Annotated in this window: 18 protein-coding genes and 1 tRNA gene; 3 read left to right on the top strand and 16 right to left on the bottom strand. The window is 56.2% G+C overall.

All coding sequences use genetic code 11. The features are described from left to right. Window positions 1-76: 76 nt before the first annotated feature. From B7364_RS18455 to B7364_RS13990, 4 genes are all read right to left on the bottom strand, one after another. Window positions 77-313 (bottom strand): hypothetical protein, encoded by a 237-nt coding sequence (locus tag B7364_RS18455; RefSeq protein ID WP_456297788.1) that lies wholly within the window; start codon window positions 311-313, stop codon window positions 77-79. A gap of 160 nt (window positions 314-473) precedes the next feature. Continuing rightward, a complete protein-coding gene (locus tag B7364_RS14000) occupies window positions 474-683 on the bottom strand; it encodes a type II toxin-antitoxin system VapB family antitoxin (RefSeq protein WP_085340661.1) in 210 nt (69 codons plus the stop codon). A 61-nt stretch (window positions 684-744) separates the two neighbouring features. Further along, window positions 745-1,368 carry a GNAT family N-acetyltransferase gene (locus B7364_RS13995; protein ID WP_157893715.1) on the bottom strand — a complete coding sequence of 208 codons (624 nt, stop codon included), beginning with the start codon at window positions 1,366-1,368 and terminating at the stop codon, window positions 745-747. A 38-nt stretch (window positions 1,369-1,406) separates the two neighbouring features. Continuing rightward, window positions 1,407-1,721: a hypothetical protein gene (locus B7364_RS13990; RefSeq protein WP_157893714.1), complete on the bottom strand. Its 315-nt coding sequence runs from the start codon at window positions 1,719-1,721 to the stop codon at window positions 1,407-1,409. 230 nt (window positions 1,722-1,951) lie between these two features. On the opposite strand from B7364_RS13990, the gene B7364_RS13985 reads away from it, so the two are divergent. Then, window positions 1,952-2,971: an IS110 family RNA-guided transposase gene (locus tag B7364_RS13985; RefSeq protein WP_085340717.1), complete on the top strand. Its 1,020-nt coding sequence runs from the start codon at window positions 1,952-1,954 to the stop codon at window positions 2,969-2,971. A gap of 502 nt (window positions 2,972-3,473) precedes the next feature. Here the strand turns inward: B7364_RS13985 and B7364_RS13980 are convergent. The 4 genes from B7364_RS13980 to B7364_RS13965 form a co-directional block, all read right to left on the bottom strand. Further along, window positions 3,474-4,058 (bottom strand): NADH-quinone oxidoreductase subunit C, encoded by a 585-nt coding sequence (locus tag B7364_RS13980; protein WP_085340658.1) that lies wholly within the window; start codon window positions 4,056-4,058, stop codon window positions 3,474-3,476. Then, window positions 4,055-4,621 carry a NuoB/complex I 20 kDa subunit family protein gene (locus tag B7364_RS13975; RefSeq protein ID WP_106407650.1) on the bottom strand — a complete coding sequence of 189 codons (567 nt, stop codon included), beginning with the start codon at window positions 4,619-4,621 and terminating at the stop codon, window positions 4,055-4,057. Before B7364_RS13975 ends, B7364_RS13980 begins: the two co-directional genes overlap by 4 nt. Next, window positions 4,612-5,040, bottom strand: a complete 429-nt coding sequence (locus tag B7364_RS13970) for an NADH-quinone oxidoreductase subunit A (RefSeq protein WP_085340656.1) — start codon at window positions 5,038-5,040, stop codon at window positions 4,612-4,614. The genes B7364_RS13975 and B7364_RS13970 overlap by 10 nt, the downstream gene beginning before the upstream one ends. Before the next feature lie 138 nt (window positions 5,041-5,178). Continuing rightward, window positions 5,179-6,033: an alpha/beta fold hydrolase gene (locus tag B7364_RS13965; protein ID WP_085340655.1), complete on the bottom strand. Its 855-nt coding sequence runs from the start codon at window positions 6,031-6,033 to the stop codon at window positions 5,179-5,181. A 52-nt stretch (window positions 6,034-6,085) separates the two neighbouring features. Here B7364_RS13965 and B7364_RS13960 point away from each other — a divergent pair. Both B7364_RS13960 and B7364_RS13955 read left to right on the top strand, forming a co-directional pair. Further along, window positions 6,086-6,161 (top strand) — tRNA-Thr (locus tag B7364_RS13960). A gap of 213 nt (window positions 6,162-6,374) precedes the next feature. Continuing rightward, window positions 6,375-6,926 carry a c-type cytochrome gene (locus B7364_RS13955; protein WP_232780919.1) on the top strand — a complete coding sequence of 184 codons (552 nt, stop codon included), beginning with the start codon at window positions 6,375-6,377 and terminating at the stop codon, window positions 6,924-6,926. Window positions 6,927-7,047: 121 nt separating this feature from the next. Here B7364_RS13955 and rodA read toward each other — a convergent pair whose 3' ends face one another. From rodA to B7364_RS13915, 8 genes are all read right to left on the bottom strand, one after another. Next, window positions 7,048-8,208, bottom strand: coding sequence for a rod shape-determining protein RodA (gene rodA, locus B7364_RS13950; RefSeq protein WP_085340654.1), 1,161 nt, complete (start codon window positions 8,206-8,208; stop codon window positions 7,048-7,050). Then, a complete protein-coding gene (gene mrdA / locus B7364_RS13945; RefSeq protein ID WP_085340653.1) occupies window positions 8,205-10,121 on the bottom strand; it encodes a penicillin-binding protein 2 in 1,917 nt (638 codons plus the stop codon). The genes rodA and mrdA overlap by 4 nt, the downstream gene beginning before the upstream one ends. After that, window positions 10,118-10,615, bottom strand: coding sequence for a hypothetical protein (locus B7364_RS13940; RefSeq protein WP_085340652.1), 498 nt, complete (start codon window positions 10,613-10,615; stop codon window positions 10,118-10,120). Before B7364_RS13940 ends, mrdA begins: the two co-directional genes overlap by 4 nt. After that, window positions 10,612-11,823: a rod shape-determining protein MreC gene (gene mreC, locus B7364_RS13935; RefSeq protein WP_085340651.1), complete on the bottom strand. Its 1,212-nt coding sequence runs from the start codon at window positions 11,821-11,823 to the stop codon at window positions 10,612-10,614. The genes B7364_RS13940 and mreC overlap by 4 nt, the downstream gene beginning before the upstream one ends. A 52-nt stretch (window positions 11,824-11,875) precedes the next feature. Then, window positions 11,876-12,919: a rod shape-determining protein gene (locus B7364_RS13930; RefSeq protein WP_085340650.1), complete on the bottom strand. Its 1,044-nt coding sequence runs from the start codon at window positions 12,917-12,919 to the stop codon at window positions 11,876-11,878. A 266-nt stretch (window positions 12,920-13,185) separates the two neighbouring features. After that, window positions 13,186-14,055, bottom strand: a complete 870-nt coding sequence (locus tag B7364_RS13925) for an SDR family oxidoreductase (protein WP_085340649.1) — start codon at window positions 14,053-14,055, stop codon at window positions 13,186-13,188. 90 nt (window positions 14,056-14,145) lie between these two features. Beyond that, window positions 14,146-15,132, bottom strand: coding sequence for a hypothetical protein (locus B7364_RS13920; protein WP_157893713.1), 987 nt, complete (start codon window positions 15,130-15,132; stop codon window positions 14,146-14,148). Window positions 15,133-15,354: 222 nt separating this feature from the next. After that, the gene (locus B7364_RS13915; RefSeq protein ID WP_198534262.1) at window positions 15,355-16,686 is read right to left on the bottom strand and encodes an MATE family efflux transporter; all 1,332 of its coding nucleotides are present in this window, start codon (window positions 16,684-16,686) and stop codon (window positions 15,355-15,357) included. Window positions 16,687-17,166 lie beyond the last annotated feature (480 nt).

Genomic DNA, 17,166 nt, shown 5'->3' with positions numbered 1-17,166 from the left:
CCGATTCATCGTGTCCTTGTGGGCCAAGATGACCGCAGGATCAATAGTTTTGCCTGCGGTTTTCATGCGCATGCGTTCAAGAATTCGCCGCAGAAACCAAACCCAAATGTTTCACAAAAGGGTCAAAGTCGCGATCGCTGAAAAGGAGGGGAATGTCGTCTATGATGCATCGCGTTGCGATCAGCGTATCGATAGATTTGCGTGGCGTAATGCCGATCCCTCGCAACTGGCGGTAATGTTGTGCGGCATGGATGGCGCAATCGGGGCCTGCAATCGAAATAGTCCTGTAAGCACCCAATTCTTGAAGGACCATTTGTGCCTGTTGTTCGTTCCGCACCCCTGAAGAAGCTCCATCAAAACCAGATCGCCGATCAGAATCTCAACATCCGTGTCCAAGAACAAATCGAGTAAGGCGGTCTCTTTGCTATCCACCGCCCGGAAATAGTCAATGAGAACACTTGTATCAACGATGATCATGGGGAACCGAGCGGATCGCGCCGCATCGCGTCAAGATCCCCAATCCATTCCACCTTACCGCGCAAAGCACGCAACCGGCGACCCTGTCTGCGTCGGTCCAACAACTCCCGCAACGCGGTTTCAACGGTTTCCCTCTTGGTCGAAAACCCGCCTTCCGCCATGGCAGCGGCCATCAAATCATCATCAATTTCTATGTTCGTGCGCATTATGTGTATCCCTGACAAGAAATATACACATTACCCGCAAGAATAAAAGGAAAAAGATAGGCTAAGAACTACTCGGATCATCGCGCGGCACGCGCAAACGATAGGCATCAAGCGTGAGCGGTGTGAGTGGCTTATACATCACATGGCTCTGATGGATTTTGCCAGTCGGGGCGGTACCTTGGCGCTGGCGGGTTTCTAAAAAGCCATGACGGGTCCAAAACGCCATGCCGCGCGGATTGCCTTCCAAAACACCCAGGCGCAGCACATCCATGCCACGGCTGGCCAACCAATCTTGCAAGCCTTGATAGAGAAGGTGCGCGAAACCTGTACCCTGCAAGGAGGTCGCGATTTGAAACAGGCCGATATGGCCAACACCCGTGTCGATCATGTCTTCGGTAACATCGAGGATGGCGGCGATTTTGGCGGGATCTTGATGGCGGCGCGCGATCAGCTTGTGGGTATGGGTCCAATTGAAAGATGCGGGCGGTAGGTCGGTCATGAAATCCTCAGCCCACTCGGTCTCATCGGGCACTTCCCCCGTCAGAAACACATCATATTCCGGATTGTCGCGACAGAAGGCTGCCAAATCGGACCGGTCGGCATCGGTTGCGACCCAAATATCGGCATCGGCAAGGGAGAAGATGGGTTGGCAATGCATACGAGGGTCAATAGCGGCTTTTGCCAAGAGCGTCACCGGGATGGGACACACCCTGCGGCGGCAACCTATTCGGACTTTGCAGCTTTCGGTGGCTCTTCCAAATTGGCTAGCGCATCGCGAATGTAAGGTAAGTTACGCAAAATCATGCCAACCGCAACAGCGCCACCGACTACAACCAAAAAGGTCAATAAATTGAAATCAAAGTCACCCATCATGGGTTCATTTTCATCCAAAAAGAAAATGGCAAACAAGATAAACGCAAAGATGGTTGCTTCAATCGAAGCTTCAAGAAAGCAATAAAAAAGAAATTTACCGCGCCCCAAGACTGCAGCTCTTTTGCGCTTACGTTGGAGCGTGAAGAGCAGTTTTACGATGAACATGATCCCAAAATACAAGGGAAGAGATTGCAAGAAAGAGTGCCACATCAAAAACTCTCGCGCGCCAAGTTCAAGCTTGAGCGTCACAAAATTTCAACCTGAGGTCAAACTGTTTTTACGAGTGGGGCGGTTTACTAATGGTCGTTTCACTTGGAATGATGGGGTGGACGCCCCCTGACGGCATCTATGTGCCAGTATGTGGATTGTTGGAGTCACATACGAAGGAGGCGTCCGTGGAAGAGGTTAGCATAATTGGGTTAGATTTGGCCAAGCGTATTTTTCAGGCGCATGGTGGGGATAAGTCTGGCAAGTGTTTATTCTCAAGGAAGCTGTCGCGTGCTCAGCTTTTGGGTTTCTTCAAGAGCCAGAAGCCTTGCATTGTTGCGATGGAGGCGTGTTCGTCGGCGCATTATTGGGGTCGTGAGATAGCGGCATTGGGTCATGAAGTACGATTGATCCCGGCCCATTATGTGAAGCCCTATGTGAAGCGTGGGAAGAATGATGCGGCGGATGCTGAAGCCATCTGTGAAGCGGCAAGCCGTCCGACGATGCGGTTTGTTGAGATCAGGAGCGCGGAGCAGCATAGTCAAGCCATGGTCTTTCGCAGCCGAGATTTGTTGGTGCGTCAACGCACCCAAGCGATCAATGCGGTGCGCGGGCATTGTGCAGAGTTTGGGCTTTCAGCGCCGACAGGTCACAAGGGCTATGAGGCTTTGAAGGGGCTGATTGGTGAGGCCACAGATTTGCCAGAAGTCGCCGGAGAGGTGCTTGAGCTTCTGATGGCGAGTATTGAACAGCTTGAGGAGCAGATTGGCGCACTTGAGAAGAAGATGACACAGCTGGCCAAGCGCGATCCTGTGAACAAGGCCTTGATGAGCATTCCAGGAATAGGTCCGATCACAGCGCTGGCGGTTAAAGCCTTGGGGCCTGATGCGCGGGGATTTGCTTCGGGTCGTGATTATGCGGCTTGGATGGGTTTGGTTCCACGACAGCATTCGTCAGGGGGGAAGGAACGACTTGGCAAGATTACCAAGAAAGGCAATCGTACCTTGAGGCGGCTGTTTGTGATTTGTGCGGGCACGGTGATCACATCGATAGCTCGTTCGCGCACGGTGCCGGATCTGTGGCTGGCAAAGCTATTAGCGCGCAGACCGCGCATGGTAGCGGTGACAGCGTTAGCGAATAAAATAGCGCGTATCGTCTGGGCTCTGCAGGTCAAAGGCGGCGTGTATCAATCTCCAATGACGACATGATCTACAAGCACTGAAGATCAGTCGTCAGACAGAGGCGGTCAGGGCAAGTGCAACAGGGAGTATGGCGCAACAGTTTAGGAAACACGATCAGGATACTCAGAGCAAAGGTAGGTGCATCAAAGCACGCTGGAACGATATGAACCTGATCGCGCACACCATCGTGGCTCGCAGTCGTTGAAAGGCTGCACCAGAAGCCGGACACACGACCGCACTTAACTGATCCAGCCAAACAAACTGAAAAAGCACTTGCAAAAACCAGGGCGTCCACACACACCTTTGCTGCAGGCTATGCTTACGCAAAGGCCGTGTTCGAGCTTGCGCAATAAAAATTATCGGGCGGCTCTCATGGGAGCAAAGCGAGGCATAGAGCCGTTCCAAGTGTTGTTTTGGTTGCAGATTGAACTCCCCCCCTCCTCCGAACGCAACTCATGGAGAGCGCATAAGCGATCCAAGGTCCCGGCTTTTTGCTATCGCTTCGGCGGAGATGACAAGTTGGCCGCCCCTACTCGGCGGCCTTTTCATCCCCAGGCAGCATCCCCTCCCAAGGGCTCAAGAAATCGAAATTGCGATATTCTTGCACGAGCTTGACGGGTTCATAAATCACCCGCTTTTGGGCTTCGTCATAGCGGACTTCGGTATAGCCCGTCAGCGGGAAGTCCTTGCGCAGCGGATGGCCATGGAAGCCATAATCGGTCAAGATGCGACGCAAATCTGGGTGGCCAGAGAAGAGGATGCCATACATATCAAAGGCTTCCCGCTCAAACCAATCGGCTGCTGGCCAAAGCGCACAGGCCGACGCCACCGGCGTATCTTCGTCCGTTGTGACTTTCACCCGGATACGGGCATTTTTGCTCATCGACAGGAGATGATAGACCACCTCAAACCGCTCCGCGCGTTCTGGATAGTCTGCGCCGCACACATCGACGAAGGAAGAAAAGCTTTCAATATCGCGCAAATGTTGCAGGACAACCAGAATATCGTCGCGACGAACCACCAAGGTCAATTCGCCCGTCGCTTGGGTCGCAGACAGGATGGATGCACCCAGAGCCGAAGTCAGGCGCTCTTGCAGATCAGCCAAAGCGCTCATCGTTCGATCGTTCCTTCGCGACGGATTTTCTTCTGCAATTGCAAAATGCCATACATCAAAGCTTCGGCAGTTGGTGGGCAACCGGGCACATAGATGTCTACTGGCACGATGCGGTCACAGCCGCGCACCACCGCATAGCTATAGTGGTAGTAACCGCCACCATTGGCGCACGATCCCATGGAGATCACATAGCGCGGATTTGGCATCTGGTCATAGACCTTGCGCAAAGCGGGGGCCATTTTGTTGGTCAAAGTGCCCGCCACAATCATGACATCAGACTGGCGCGGGCTGGCGCGTGGGGCAAAGCCAAAGCGCTCCATATCATAGCGTGGCATGGCAGCTTGCATCATCTCAACCGCGCAGCAAGCCAGACCAAAGGTCATCCACATGAGCGAGCCCGTGCGCGCCCATGTGATCAGATCATCTGCCGCTGCAACCACAAACCCTTTATCGGCCAGTTCATCAGACAGTCCCGAGAAATAGGGATCGTTGGGAATGACCGGGCCAATCTTGTCGAGCGTAGCGGGAGCCGATCCCGCACGAGGGGGAAGCTTTAGTTCCATTCCAAAGCACCTTTCTTCCACTCATAAATAAATCCGACCAGCAAGATGCCAAGAAAGCTCATCATCGACCAATAGCCGAAGGGCCCGATTTCATCGAGCGCCAACACCCATGGGAACAGGAAGGCAATCTCCAAGTCGAACAGAATGAACAGGATGGAAACCAGATAGAATTTCACGTCAAACTTCATGCGCGCGTCGTCAAACGCATTAAATCCACACTCATAGGTCGACACTTTTTCTGGATCAGGGCTCGACGGGGCTAACACCCAAGAGGCTAACATGAAGGCGCAACCAAGGCCTGCCGCAATCACCAGAAAAATGATGATGGGGAGAAAGTCGAGCAGAAATGCATTCGAGACCAAGGTCTGTTGAACGCCTGCCCCGGCTTGGGTGACTGCTGACACTGCACTATCGGCCATGTGTGCCCTCTTGAAACGACTCTGTAAGTTGCCCGCAGCGCTTGCAAGCTACGGCACTCGAATCTGATTTTACTAGGCTGGAGTGGGCTTTGGTGCAATGCGCCAAGGCGGTAAAGTCCTGCGAAAATTCTTTAAAGATCAGCCCAAGCTGGCAAAACAGGCTGCCACCACATCGGGGTGGGTCAACATGCCGTTGCGGGTGGTCGGCACATCAATCCAGCGCCAACCGGCCTCTTTACCTGGCCCCCACATGGCCGGCGACGAGGGCGCAAATGTCTGTAAGGTGGTGTGAATATAGGTGCGGGGACGGTCCTCCCACCCCCCTTGCGCAAAGCTTACAGGTTCTGTCCATTGCCCGGCGGGGTGCCACGTCAATTTACGTTTGAGAAGCGCGACATTGGCCGCATCCTCCTCTGGCACCAGCATCTTGATCGGATAATGATCAAAGAAAATCATCTTATAGCCGTCGATGAAATGGGTTTGGCGATCTAGCCACCATTTGGGCCAAGCCCCGTCAGCTTCGGGCATCACCCAAGCCGGTCGCGCGCGCGTTGGGATGAAGGCATCATAGAAGACGATATGGGCAATGCGGTCGCCCAGTCGATCGGCCACGCCAGTGATGGTCAACCCGCCAAAAGAATGGCCAATCAAGATCACCTCCTCGGCGTCCTCGGCCTCAATCACCGCGCACATATCTTGCACATGGGTGGACAGATTGGTGGTGGGGCTGATCAGATGGGCCCGCTCCCCGCAGCCGGTCGCAGTTGGGGTCAAAACACGGTGCCCCTCAGCCTGCAAGCGTTCGGCCACCTGCCGCCAAACCCAACCGCCATGCCAGGTGCCATGCACCAGCACATAGGTCTTTCTCTTGCGGGTTTGGATCGCCACAGATGCAGCGCTTGCAAGGGCTGGCGCGGCCAAAATGGCAGCAGGCGCAGCAAGGTGACTTAAGGCCCCTCTGCGGGTGACGCTGTTTTTTGCCTGCCCTTTCATTGCGCTTCTCCCTTGCAAAACCTCGCCCAAAACGTTTAGAGACACCCCCGATGCCGGTTTAGCTCAGCAGGTAGAGCGCCCGATTTGTAATCGGACGGTCGCGGGTTCGATTCCTGCAATCGGCACCATTCTCCCCATTCATAACGTCCTGACAAGCCTTGTGGCGGGACTGCCTTTGGGCTGGTTCTCTCTTGCTTAAAGCCCTCACTGGGAAGTGATCGCTTGTGACTGACAGATCCGCCTCATACCCCTGTTCGGCTTTGGCTCAACGCTCTACCTCCCCCTTATCGGGCTGTCTGCACGCGCATCGCCCACCCCCTTTAGTCTGTGGAGAAGAGACCATGATGATCCGCACCAGCCTTGCCCTGATCCCGCTGATAACCCTTGTCGCTTGCGGCCAAGCCCCCCAGTCGGCCAAAACGGAGACCGCACCCGAAGCAGCACCCAACAAGGAGGCGGCTGCCCCCGCTACCCCGGCGCCGGCCGCTGCCCCTGCCGCCCCTGCCCCCGCTGCAGCCGCCGCCGGTCCCTCCCCGGAAGATGCGAAAATCCTAGCCAGCCTTCCAGCGCCCTATAGCGAAGGCGATCTTGCCAATGGCCGTCGGCAATTTGCCAAGTGTCGTTCGTGCCATGTGATTGAGAAAGGGGGCGATAACCGCGTCGGTCCTGCTTTGCATGGCATGTTTGGCCGGACGGCCGGGACTGTGCCTGGCTTCAATTATTCCCCAGCCCTCAAAGGGGCAGGCTTTACGTGGGATGCTGAGAAATTAGACCAATGGCTCGCCGATCCCAAGGGCTTCCTGCCCGGCAACCGAATGAGCTTTGTGGGCCTAAAGCAAGAAAAAGATCGCCGCGATGTGATCGCCTATATCAAGGTTGAAAGTGCGAAATAGGGACAAAAACCACCCCCTTATCTCACCGAACCGATGACGTGAACGCCTTTGCCAACGGCTCTGCTGTGGCAAAGGCAAGGCGTGCGTCGCTTCGCGCGAGATGAGGTATCCTCGTGCACCTCTATCGCACGCGCTTGGACGATTTAAAGCCAGACCCCAACGTTTTGTCGCGGAAGACTTTGGCATTTTGAACCAGGCCCAGACCGAACATCAACGAGAGCATGACGCTACCGCCATAGCTTAAAAAAGGCAGAGGTTCGCCCACCACCGGCATCAGGCCCATAATCATGCCCGCATTAATGCCGACATAGATGAACAATAGCATCGTGACGCCAGCGGCCAAAAACTTGCCGAAACGATGGCGACAGCCGATCGAAATATAAATGCCAAAAGCCATGGCGGCGAGGTAGAGGGCCAGCACAAACAAGCCACCAACCATGCCAAACTCTTCCAACAGCATAGCAAACACAAAGTCGGTATGGCGCTCGGGCAAAAAATCGAGCTGGCTTTGGGTGCCCTGCATATAGCCGACACCAAACAAACCGCCCGAACCAATCGCAATCTTAGACTGGGTGATATGATAGCCGGTTCCCAAAGGATCGCGCGATGGATCAAGGAAAGTCAGGATACGGTTCTTTTGAAACTCTGCCATAAAGAAAAAGAAGGCGGCCAAGGCAAAAGTGGCAACACTTCCAGCCGCCGCCACCACATACCACCAAGACAGGCCAGCCAATATCACCATGATCGACCCAACCCCTGCCACCATAATGGCGGTGCCCAAATCAGGTTGCAGCGTGATTAAAGCTGCAGGTGCTGCGAGCATCAGCAACGGAATGGCATGGGCCCGAAGGGTCCACATGCGGTCAGATTCAGCGTCTTGATAATAGCGGGCCAAAGCCAAGATCAAGGCGATCTTCATGAATTCGGATGGTTGCAACCGGATGGGGCCCACTTCCAGCCAACGCTGGGCACCCAACGCGACTTTTCCGAACAATTCCACCGCAATCAATAGGATGAAAACGCCAATATAGGCGGGATACGCCAAGTGGTACCAAATACGGACGTCCACAGTTGCCACCACCAGCATGAGGCACGTGACGATACAAAAGCGGATGATATGGTCTCCTGCCCAAGGCTCCCAACTCGCACCCGCCGCGCCAAACAACAAAATGGTGCCGACCACGCTGATCATGGCCATGACAAAGACCAAGCCCCACTCGATTCGACGCAGCTTTCCAAAGAAGCTGTCGCGACCGCTTTCCATATCCGGCAAGAAGGTCATGCTTTGCCATCCCCCGGTGGGGTGCCATCGGCGGGTGGGGCTAAATCCGCCGTCTTTGCCCGGGTCGTGAAGGCGGGCTTGGAAGAAGGGTCTTTCAGCAAGGTGGCCCGCATGATCTCACGCGCACGCGGAGCGGCCGCAGCACCACCACCCCCGCCATGATCGACAACAAGGGCGCAACAATATTTCGGGGCTTCGGCGGGCGCGTAGCAGACAAACAAAGCATGATCTCGCTGTCTCCACGGGAGCGAGGCGTTTGAGCGCACACCCGTTCGGCGTTCGGCCATGGTAATACGCCGGACTTGGGCGGTGCCAGTCTTACCGGCCATGCGCACGCCTTCAATACCCAAATCCCCCCGACCAGTGCCGCCAGCTTCATTGGACACGGCAATCATGCCTTCGTGGACCAGATGCATATGCTGATAATTGAAAGGCAATTGCTTGAAGGGGGTAAATGGGGCGGCCCCAGGCCCCTCGCGAATAAGACGCGGTACAACCGCTTTGCCCTCAGAGGCGATGCGTGCCGTCATCACGGCCAATTGCAGCGGGGTTGCGGCAATCAGGCCCTGACCGATCGCCACATTGAGCGAGTCATAAACCTGCCACGGCTTACCGCGATTTTTTACTTTCCAAGCATTGTCAGGCACGTGCGACGCGGCAATCCCGGGAATGCCCAGATCAAACCTTTGGCCAAAGCCAAACTCGCGGGCGACTTGTGCCATTTTGTCCCCACCAATGCGCCGGCCCATTTCGTAGAAATAGACGTCGCACGAGACTTTGATGGCGGTATGGAGGTTGACACTGCCATGTCCGCGCCGGGCGTGACAATGGAAGCGATGATTGCCCAACATGTAAAAACCCGGGCAATTGACGGTCTCTTCGGGATCGGTAATCCCCGCCTCAAGGGCAGCCAAAGCTGTCACCATCTTATAGGTCGAGCCTGGGGGATAAATGCCGCGCACCGCCTTATGATACAAGGGGCGCATCTCGGCATTATTATATTCGTTGAAATCGGTCCGGCTAATGCCGTCCACGAATTTATTGGGGTCAAAGCTAGGAGCCGATACCAGCGCCAAAAGCTCGCCAGTATGGATATCCATCACCACAGCCGAACCTGCCTCGACTGGCCTCTTGTCCTTGGCTTGAAACTGATCATAGGCGACTTGCTGGATCTCGGCGTCAATGGTGAGGACGATTGGCGTGCCGCTTTTGGGATTGAGGCGCGGGTCGACCACTTCGCGAATGACCCGACCATGGGCATTGACCTCTAGTTTAGTGGCACCATGAACACCTTTGAGGCCTTTTTCTTGGGACTTCTCAATACCTTCTTTTCCCACCCGAATACCGGGATGACGGGCCTGGGGGTCAGCGGCAACATCCTTGTCATTGGCCTTGGCCACATAGCCCAGCACATGAGCCATACTTTCAGCAAGTGGGTAATTGCGGGCTTCGCCCATTTCGCACCGCACGCCCGGAAAGGAGGCCGCATAGACGCTAACCCTTGAATATTCCTCCCACGACAAATTCTCAGCCACCATCGAGGGCATGAAGCGGGGGGAAATCTTGGCCTCATTTAAAGATCCTTCTGCTTTCTCTGGGGGTAAGCGCAAGATCGAAGCCAGGGCCTTGATGGTGGTGGGTAGATCGTCGACATCCTCGCGCATGACAGAAACGCGGAAATCGCGCCGGTTCACGGCCAGCGGTACGCCAAATCGGTCATAGACTGGCCCACGGGAAGCTGGATTGACCAGAAGGTTGAATTGGTTCTCAGCTGCTTCGAGACGGAATTCCTCATTCTCGAAAATCTGAAGCTGCGCCATGCGCAGGCCGAGGACGGCAAAATACAAGCCCCCGAGCGAGGACAAGATCATGGCCCGACGGCTAAAAAGATCTGGCCCACCATTCTGGCTCATGCTTCATCCTCAGACAGATCAAACCACGGTGCCAGCCATGGATAGGTTACAACCGCGCTGATAATTGGCACCAAAATCGCCAGCACATTAAACCCTTTCCCACTTGAAATCGACAAGATGAACGCCGCCAACAAGAAAAAAAAGCCGGTAATCGCGGCCGACCCCAAAGGCGTAGAGGCCATGGCCACACTCAAGCGCGCCGTCAGAATGGTCAATCCATGGGCGAGAAGTGCAACCACTGCCCACGCCCCCAAGGGTCCGCCGGTCAAAAGGTCAAGCCATAGCCCAAGAACAAACAATAAAACGCCAATCAAGGCGTTTGGTCCTTGATTCGCCCAGCCGCACGCCGCCCAGACCAAACTAGCCGGCCAGATACTGCCAAATGGTCCGAGATTGAGCGAGACAAGATTAAGCAAGCTTGTCCCGGCCACAATGGCGAGACCGGAAAAGAGGCGTGACCTGGTCGAAGGACGGCCAGGCAAGAGCGTGCTCACTGTTTGGGTGCCCCGCTGGGTGGGGTCGCAGATGTAGGTGCGGCCGCAGGTGCGGCAGGGGTGGTGGGCACACTTGCCCCAGCGCTGGATGCTGTCGCCGATCCTGCTACCGGAACCGACCGGCTTTCGGCTGCCAAACGGGCGGCTTCGGCCTTGCGCGCTTGCTCTCGGGCTTCATCACGTTCCTTGGCAAGGCGCGCGGCGGCTGCACGTGCTGCCTCGACTTCACTGCTACGCGACGCCTGAGCCGCGCGGATGGCTTCCGGCGTTGCGGCCGTAGGCACACCGGCCGCATCGGGTGCAAGAGGCAGAACACCCCCTTGCACCGGCGTTGTTGTCGCAGCCTCTGTCGGCGGGGCGGCCAAAGTTGGCGGTGTCACAGGGTCGAGCGGCGGCGGGAAATTGGAGGGCGGGACGAGGCGAACAAAATCAATCGGGGAAGCGCTGGATGCTAGGCGCACCCGCCACTGCTTGTCGGGAGCAATGCCTGCTTGTCCAACAGCGATACCGCGTGGGTAAATCCCGTCATCGCCAGAAGTCATGACCCGCTCGCCATCGCGCATCAATGTAGGCGTGTTCAAATGGGCCAGCTTGGGGGCAGATGTCTTGTCCCCCATCGCAATCGCGCGAGCCCGGGTAATCTCGCCCATGACAGGAACGCGGCTATCGCCGTCGGCTAAGAACAAAACACGCGAGGTGTCGTTGCCCACAGCAATGACCCGGCCCACCAAACCATTTTGATTGAGCACGATCCAATTCACTTTGACGCCGGACTTGGCACCCAAATTAACGATGCCAGACTTTGCAAATGGCCCGCTGCTCTCGCTGATCAGGCGACCGGTCAAGCCTTGCGGTAATTGTTCGGCCTTAACGCCATGCAGCTTCTCATAGGCGTCCAAACGCTCCGCCATGGCTTTAGCTTGGTCTCGCCATTGCAGAAGCGCGCGATTTTCTTCTTGAAGCTGTTTGTTGAGGGTGGCCCCACCAAAAAAGGCACCGACGGAGGTAACGATATTTTCGCCCCACCGAACCGGCGTCATCAAAACCCCGCCAATGGCCCCGGACACATCAGACGCAATACCAGCAACCGCACCACCACGTTGATCGGTGACAACAATCGTGGCCCCGACAGAGATCAGCGCCGTCAGCGCAGCGACCCCAATGAGTGGCCCTGCCCCCCCTGCTCGCCGATTGCCTCTGCGCGCCATATGCCTGCTCCTTCACCTCATAGACCCGAGCCAGTCGGGGCGCTTATCCGGCTTAGACTTTGGACAAGACGCCTTTCCACTGCTCGAAATTATCGACGCATTTGCCGGTACCCAACACCACGCACGATAAGGCATCATCGGCTACTGAAACCGGCAGGCCTGTGCGCTCGCGCAGCACCACATCCAGATTGCGCAACAGCGCGCCGCCGCCCGTCAGCATAATGCCTTTTTCGACAATGTCAGCTGCCAGTTCGGGGGGCGTGGTTTCCAACGCGACGCGAACTGCTTCAATGATCTCATCAACGGGGTCAGACAAAGCTTCTGCAATCAATTGTTCCGAGATTTGGATCTCGCGCGGCACGCCATTGAGAAGATCCCGCCCTTTGACGGATAAAGACAAGCCATAGCCGTCTGCAGGCGGCAAAGCCGTGCCAATTTCTTTTTTGATGCGCTCTGCCGTGGTCTCACCAATCAGCATATTCTCGGTCCGGCGCAGGAAATTGATGATGCTCTCATCCATTTTGTCGCCACCCACACGCACGGAGCGTGCATAGACAATCCCTTCCAGCGACAAAACCGCAACTTCTGTGGTGCCACCGCCAATATCGACAACCATCGAACCAGAGGGCTGATCAATGGCAAGGCCAGCCCCAATGGCTGCCGCCATCGGCTCTTCAATCAGATACGCATCTGACGCACCGGCATTCAGCGCTGCATCTTGGATCGCGCGACGCTCAACCGGTGTTGCCCCTGATGGCACACAAATGATGATCCGCGGACGGCCCCGCAAAAAGCCCTTGTTGGAGTTCACACGCCGGATGAAGTGCTTGATCATTTCTTCGGCGACTTCAAAGTCTGCGATCACGCCGTCACGCATTGGGCGAACCGCCTGAATTTCACCCGGCGTACGCCCCAACATCAGTTTGGCCTGATGGCCAACAGCCTGCACTTCTTTGCGTCCACCACGCTGGCGATAGGCCACCACCGAAGGTTCATTCAGAACAACCCCATGCCCTTTGACATAAACAAGGGTGTTGGCCGTACCAAGGTCGATTGCCATGTCGCTGGAAAACCAGTTGAAGAGGCGTCCGAACATTTTTTTCTCGCGATTCTAAGTCTGTTCTATGCGATGATTCGCACGTGTTGACTCTGGGTCGTGCCGCTTCATGGCGACCAAATCAAGGCCGCAAACCCCCAAAGTCCTGCGATTTTTAACAATTCTTGGCAGTTCCCCGCAGTTAATGGCCGTGCGTGAGAGAAAGCCTGAATGATCCATCGACTGGCGCTGAAGAGAAGACCGAGACCCCGCTTGGTCCCGGTCCAATCGGGCTCTCGCGACAGGCGAATTTTCGGGTCGACGACCTAGCCAATCGCACGCATGGAAACGCCCGGCGGGATGGGTGTATCGGCTGGAACAAAGAAATCTGGCATCAGATCCTTGCTGGGATCGACCCGATAATGGTCAAACGATGTCACGCCGGATTCCGCCAACACGACATCGTCAATGAAGAAATTGCCGGTGCAAGTTTTCGCGTCGCGCGTGAGGATCACATGGGCGGCGTCGGCCATAATATCGACGGTGCGGCAGTGGCGCAGCCCTTCGTCGCCTGCGAGGGCAAATTGGATGGCGGCGGTCGCAATGCCTGTGCGTGGCCACAGGCAGTTAAAGCCAATGCCATCCCCTTTAAACTCCTCCGCCATGCCCAGAGCGCACATACTCATGGTGTATTTCGCCATCGTATAGGCAACATGATTGCCAAACCAATTTGGGCTCATGTCCAAAGGCGGCGAGAGATTGAGGACATGGGGGTTAGCCGCCTTCTTCAAAAACGGAATACATGCCCGGCTTACCAGATACGTCCCCCGTCCATTGACTTGATGCATCAGGTCATAGCGCTTCATTTCGGTCTGGAGCGTGCCGGTGAGCTGGATGGCACTGGCATTATTGATACAAATATCAATGCCGCCAAAGCGCGCCACGGCTTGGTCTACCGCGGCCTGGACGGATGCTTCCTCGCGCACATCGACCACCAGCGGCAGGGCTTGGCCACCTGCGGCTTCAATCTCGGCGGCTGCCGAGTGAATAGTGCCGGGCAGATGCTTGTGGGGTTCTGATGTCTTGGCCGCAATCACCACATTGGCCCCGTCACGGGCGGCGCGTAAGCCGATTGCCAGACCAATACCGCGCGATGCCCCGGTGATAAAAAGGGTCTTATCTTTCAAACTGCTCATAGTGGCCACTCCCATGAAATTCTTCTGCCACCAGACTTAGCGTCTTGTGGGGGCAGAGCAAGGAGAAAGGCTGAGATGGGCCAGAAAGGACTATTTGATGGTGTCGCGCACGCAGCCGGAGGATTCTTGGAAGCTGTGGCGGGCCAAACAGAACAAATGCTCATAGGGATAGCGGCTGGCTGCCAAGCATTGTCTCACATTCAACTGGACGCGGTTCATGCACATTTTACCAGCGGGCTTTGCGATCAATTTGGTCGAAGTCACGTCATCGCCCAAGATATGATAGGCTGCAGCCACCAAAAAGCGCTTGTCCAAGGGTAGTTCGGCGCGTGTGTTGCGCATGTCTGAGGCAGCCAAAGGGCTGATATCGGCGGGACTTGTCGAAGCCGTCCGGTGCGCGGCCAGTACCAGTTGAGGGTCCATTTCGCGCTGGGCCCAGGCTTCCTTTTGAACGCTATAAGCCGCATCACCCAAAACTTGGGTGGCCTTATCCATCTTGGCCAAGCTATCGGCCATGACGCCGCTGGCAATGGTGGCTGCCTCATTGGAGGACGCCACCAGACCCAAAAATGCTTCTGGATCGTTCTTCAATCGATCGAGCACCGCATCGCGACCCAAAAGATTGACTGCTGTCTGCAAGCTTGACGCGAAGGGGGCATGGGCAGAGGCGGAAAGTACCGCGTAAGATGCCGCCCCTTCTGAAATGCCCGATGACGACAAGCGCGCCGTTGACATCAAAGCGCCCTGCACCGCCTCAGGGGTTAAGGTGCGCAAAGTCGTCAAGCGATCGGCTTCGCCCACCAAGGCATTAAAGCGGGCCGCGGTGGCGGCCATATCAAAGGCAGGAACTTCCACAGGAACCGGTGGGGGTGCAGCGATGGCTTCAGGCGGCGGCGTCGTTTGTGGCGGCGCGGCTTCTCCTGCAGGCACGGGAATTGGTGCGGTGGAACTGGGTTCAGACATTACCGCTTGAGGCGTCGTAGCATCCACAGGCGGCTCAAAACCAGAGGCCTGAACGGCCCATACAGGCACACAAACAGAAATCGCCAGCGCTGAAACACCAATTATCCGCTTCACTTCACGCACCTCAAGTCTCACCCAAGCCTGAAACTAACAGTCAAACCTTCATCCAAATCAAATCTGACACCTCAATTTGAACTTTGTTTCACAACACCCGTCCGGCATTCCATTAACCATAGCCTAGGTCAAGACTTTATTGAATGTCTGCTTGAGAAATACGGGCGGCTTGGGCTTTGGCTCGTCGCGTCGCTGTCTAAGGGGCATAGGTGTCAGCAGGTCTTATCCCGCCAGACGTCGCCACGCTCCAAGTTTCAAAGCCGCGGCGATAATCACACCAAAGGTCGCCATGGCAGCGGCCGCGCCGATATAGACGCCTTTGAGGCCGAGATCGAGGCCAAAGGCCAAAAGCCACCCACCCCCGACTGCTAGCACCACCCGCGCCAATATCCCAATCACAGGCCACTTCATGGCCCCTGCCCCTTGGCTGGCGAAATACAGTGACAGACCTAGGCCTTGGAACGCAAAGAAGGGTCCCACAATCTGGATATAGCTGCGGGCGGCTTCGAAGGTTGCTTGGTCTTGTGTGAAGGCGTGGATCCAAACAGTTGGAAACAGAGCCAAAACCAGCCCGACGATACCGGTAAGGCCCGCAGCAAAACTACTGCCGATCCAGCCAATATGCTCAGCCCGCTCCACATTGCCCGAACCAATGCTGAGGCCGACGAGCGACGTCATGGCCGCGCCAATCCCAAAGACGAGCGGGATCAGGAGAAACTCAATGCGTGATCCAATGCCATAGCCCGCAAGCGCTGCCTCCCCAAAGGTCGCGACCATGGCCGTCAGGCTTAAAATGATGAAAATGGTGAAAATGGGCGACAGGGAAGCGGGCATTGCGACTTTGAAAATGTCGCGAAACAGCGCTTTGGAGAATGAGAGATAGGTGCGGTCCAAACGGATGACGCGGCCGTCACGCGCCAGTACCACCAGCATAATGGCGCTGACGACAAAACCACTGATCACGGCTGAAAAAGCTGCGCCAACGATGCCTAATTGAGGCGAACCAAATAGGCCCAACACCAAAACTGCCGTCAGTGGCACTTGCAGAAACGCGCTGGCGACCATCAAAACAGCCGGCAATTTCATGTCGCCCATGCCACGAAACACCGCACCAACCACACTCACCAGCCAGAGAAAGAGCCCACCCCAGAAAATCACGCTGCAATAGGCGATTGCCTGTTCCAAAATCTGTCCGCGCCCCCCCAGAAAGGCGATCAGCGGGCGACCAAAGAGCAAGAAGAGCAGGAGAAACAACCCGGCTCCTGCAGCTGCCACGGCCAAAGCATGCCAAATCAGTTGTTGCGCCCGTTCGCGGTCACCGGCCCCCAAGGCGCGCGCAATGGCCGACGTGACCGCCCCACCCGCCGCCCCGCCCGACATGGTTTGAATGAGCATCAACAGCGGGAATGCCAAGGCGATACTCGCCAAGGCACTGGTCCCCAATTGGCCAATAATCCAAACCTCCGCCAAACTCACCGACGACTGAATAGCAAAGGCAAGCGCATTCGGCGTCGCCATGCGCACCAACAAGGGCGCCGCCGGCGACGTCAGCATGTGGTGTGTCCGCTCATCCATATGCACGCGTCTTTCGGTTTGGCTGGGGTCAGGCGCAGGTCAGGCGGGAATTGGACGGGCGACGCGGGCGATTGTCAAGCTTGGACCGCCCTCAGCCTCGCCCTGCTCACCTTGAAACCGGCCGACCAGGGTCTCTGCGCGTTCAAACGCGAACCCTACCTTTGCAGCGGGCCAGGCTCGAACAAAAGCTGCATAGATCGGGGGCATTCGTCTACCTGGACCCCTTGTGGTGAAAACCTGTTTCACCACCATGCGTCATCGAGCTTTGGCGCGACATCTTTGTCATCATGTGTCCGTTTTCTGCGAAGACCGATCGCGTCGCGACACAGCACAGCTGCACACTTGACGAACCACAGCTCGCAGAAACAAGTTCGCAGGCAGTTTGGTGGGCCAGAGGGATCCTCTAACCGCTTCCAAAGTATCCATTCGGCGAGGGCCACGGCGTGGCTTAGGGCGTTG

It is taken from the genome of Aquidulcibacter paucihalophilus (genome assembly GCF_002105465.1).
GTDB classification, from domain to species: Bacteria; Pseudomonadota; Alphaproteobacteria; order Caulobacterales; family Aquidulcibacteraceae; genus Aquidulcibacter; species Aquidulcibacter paucihalophilus.
This window is presented reverse-complemented; position numbering and strand designations above follow the sequence as displayed.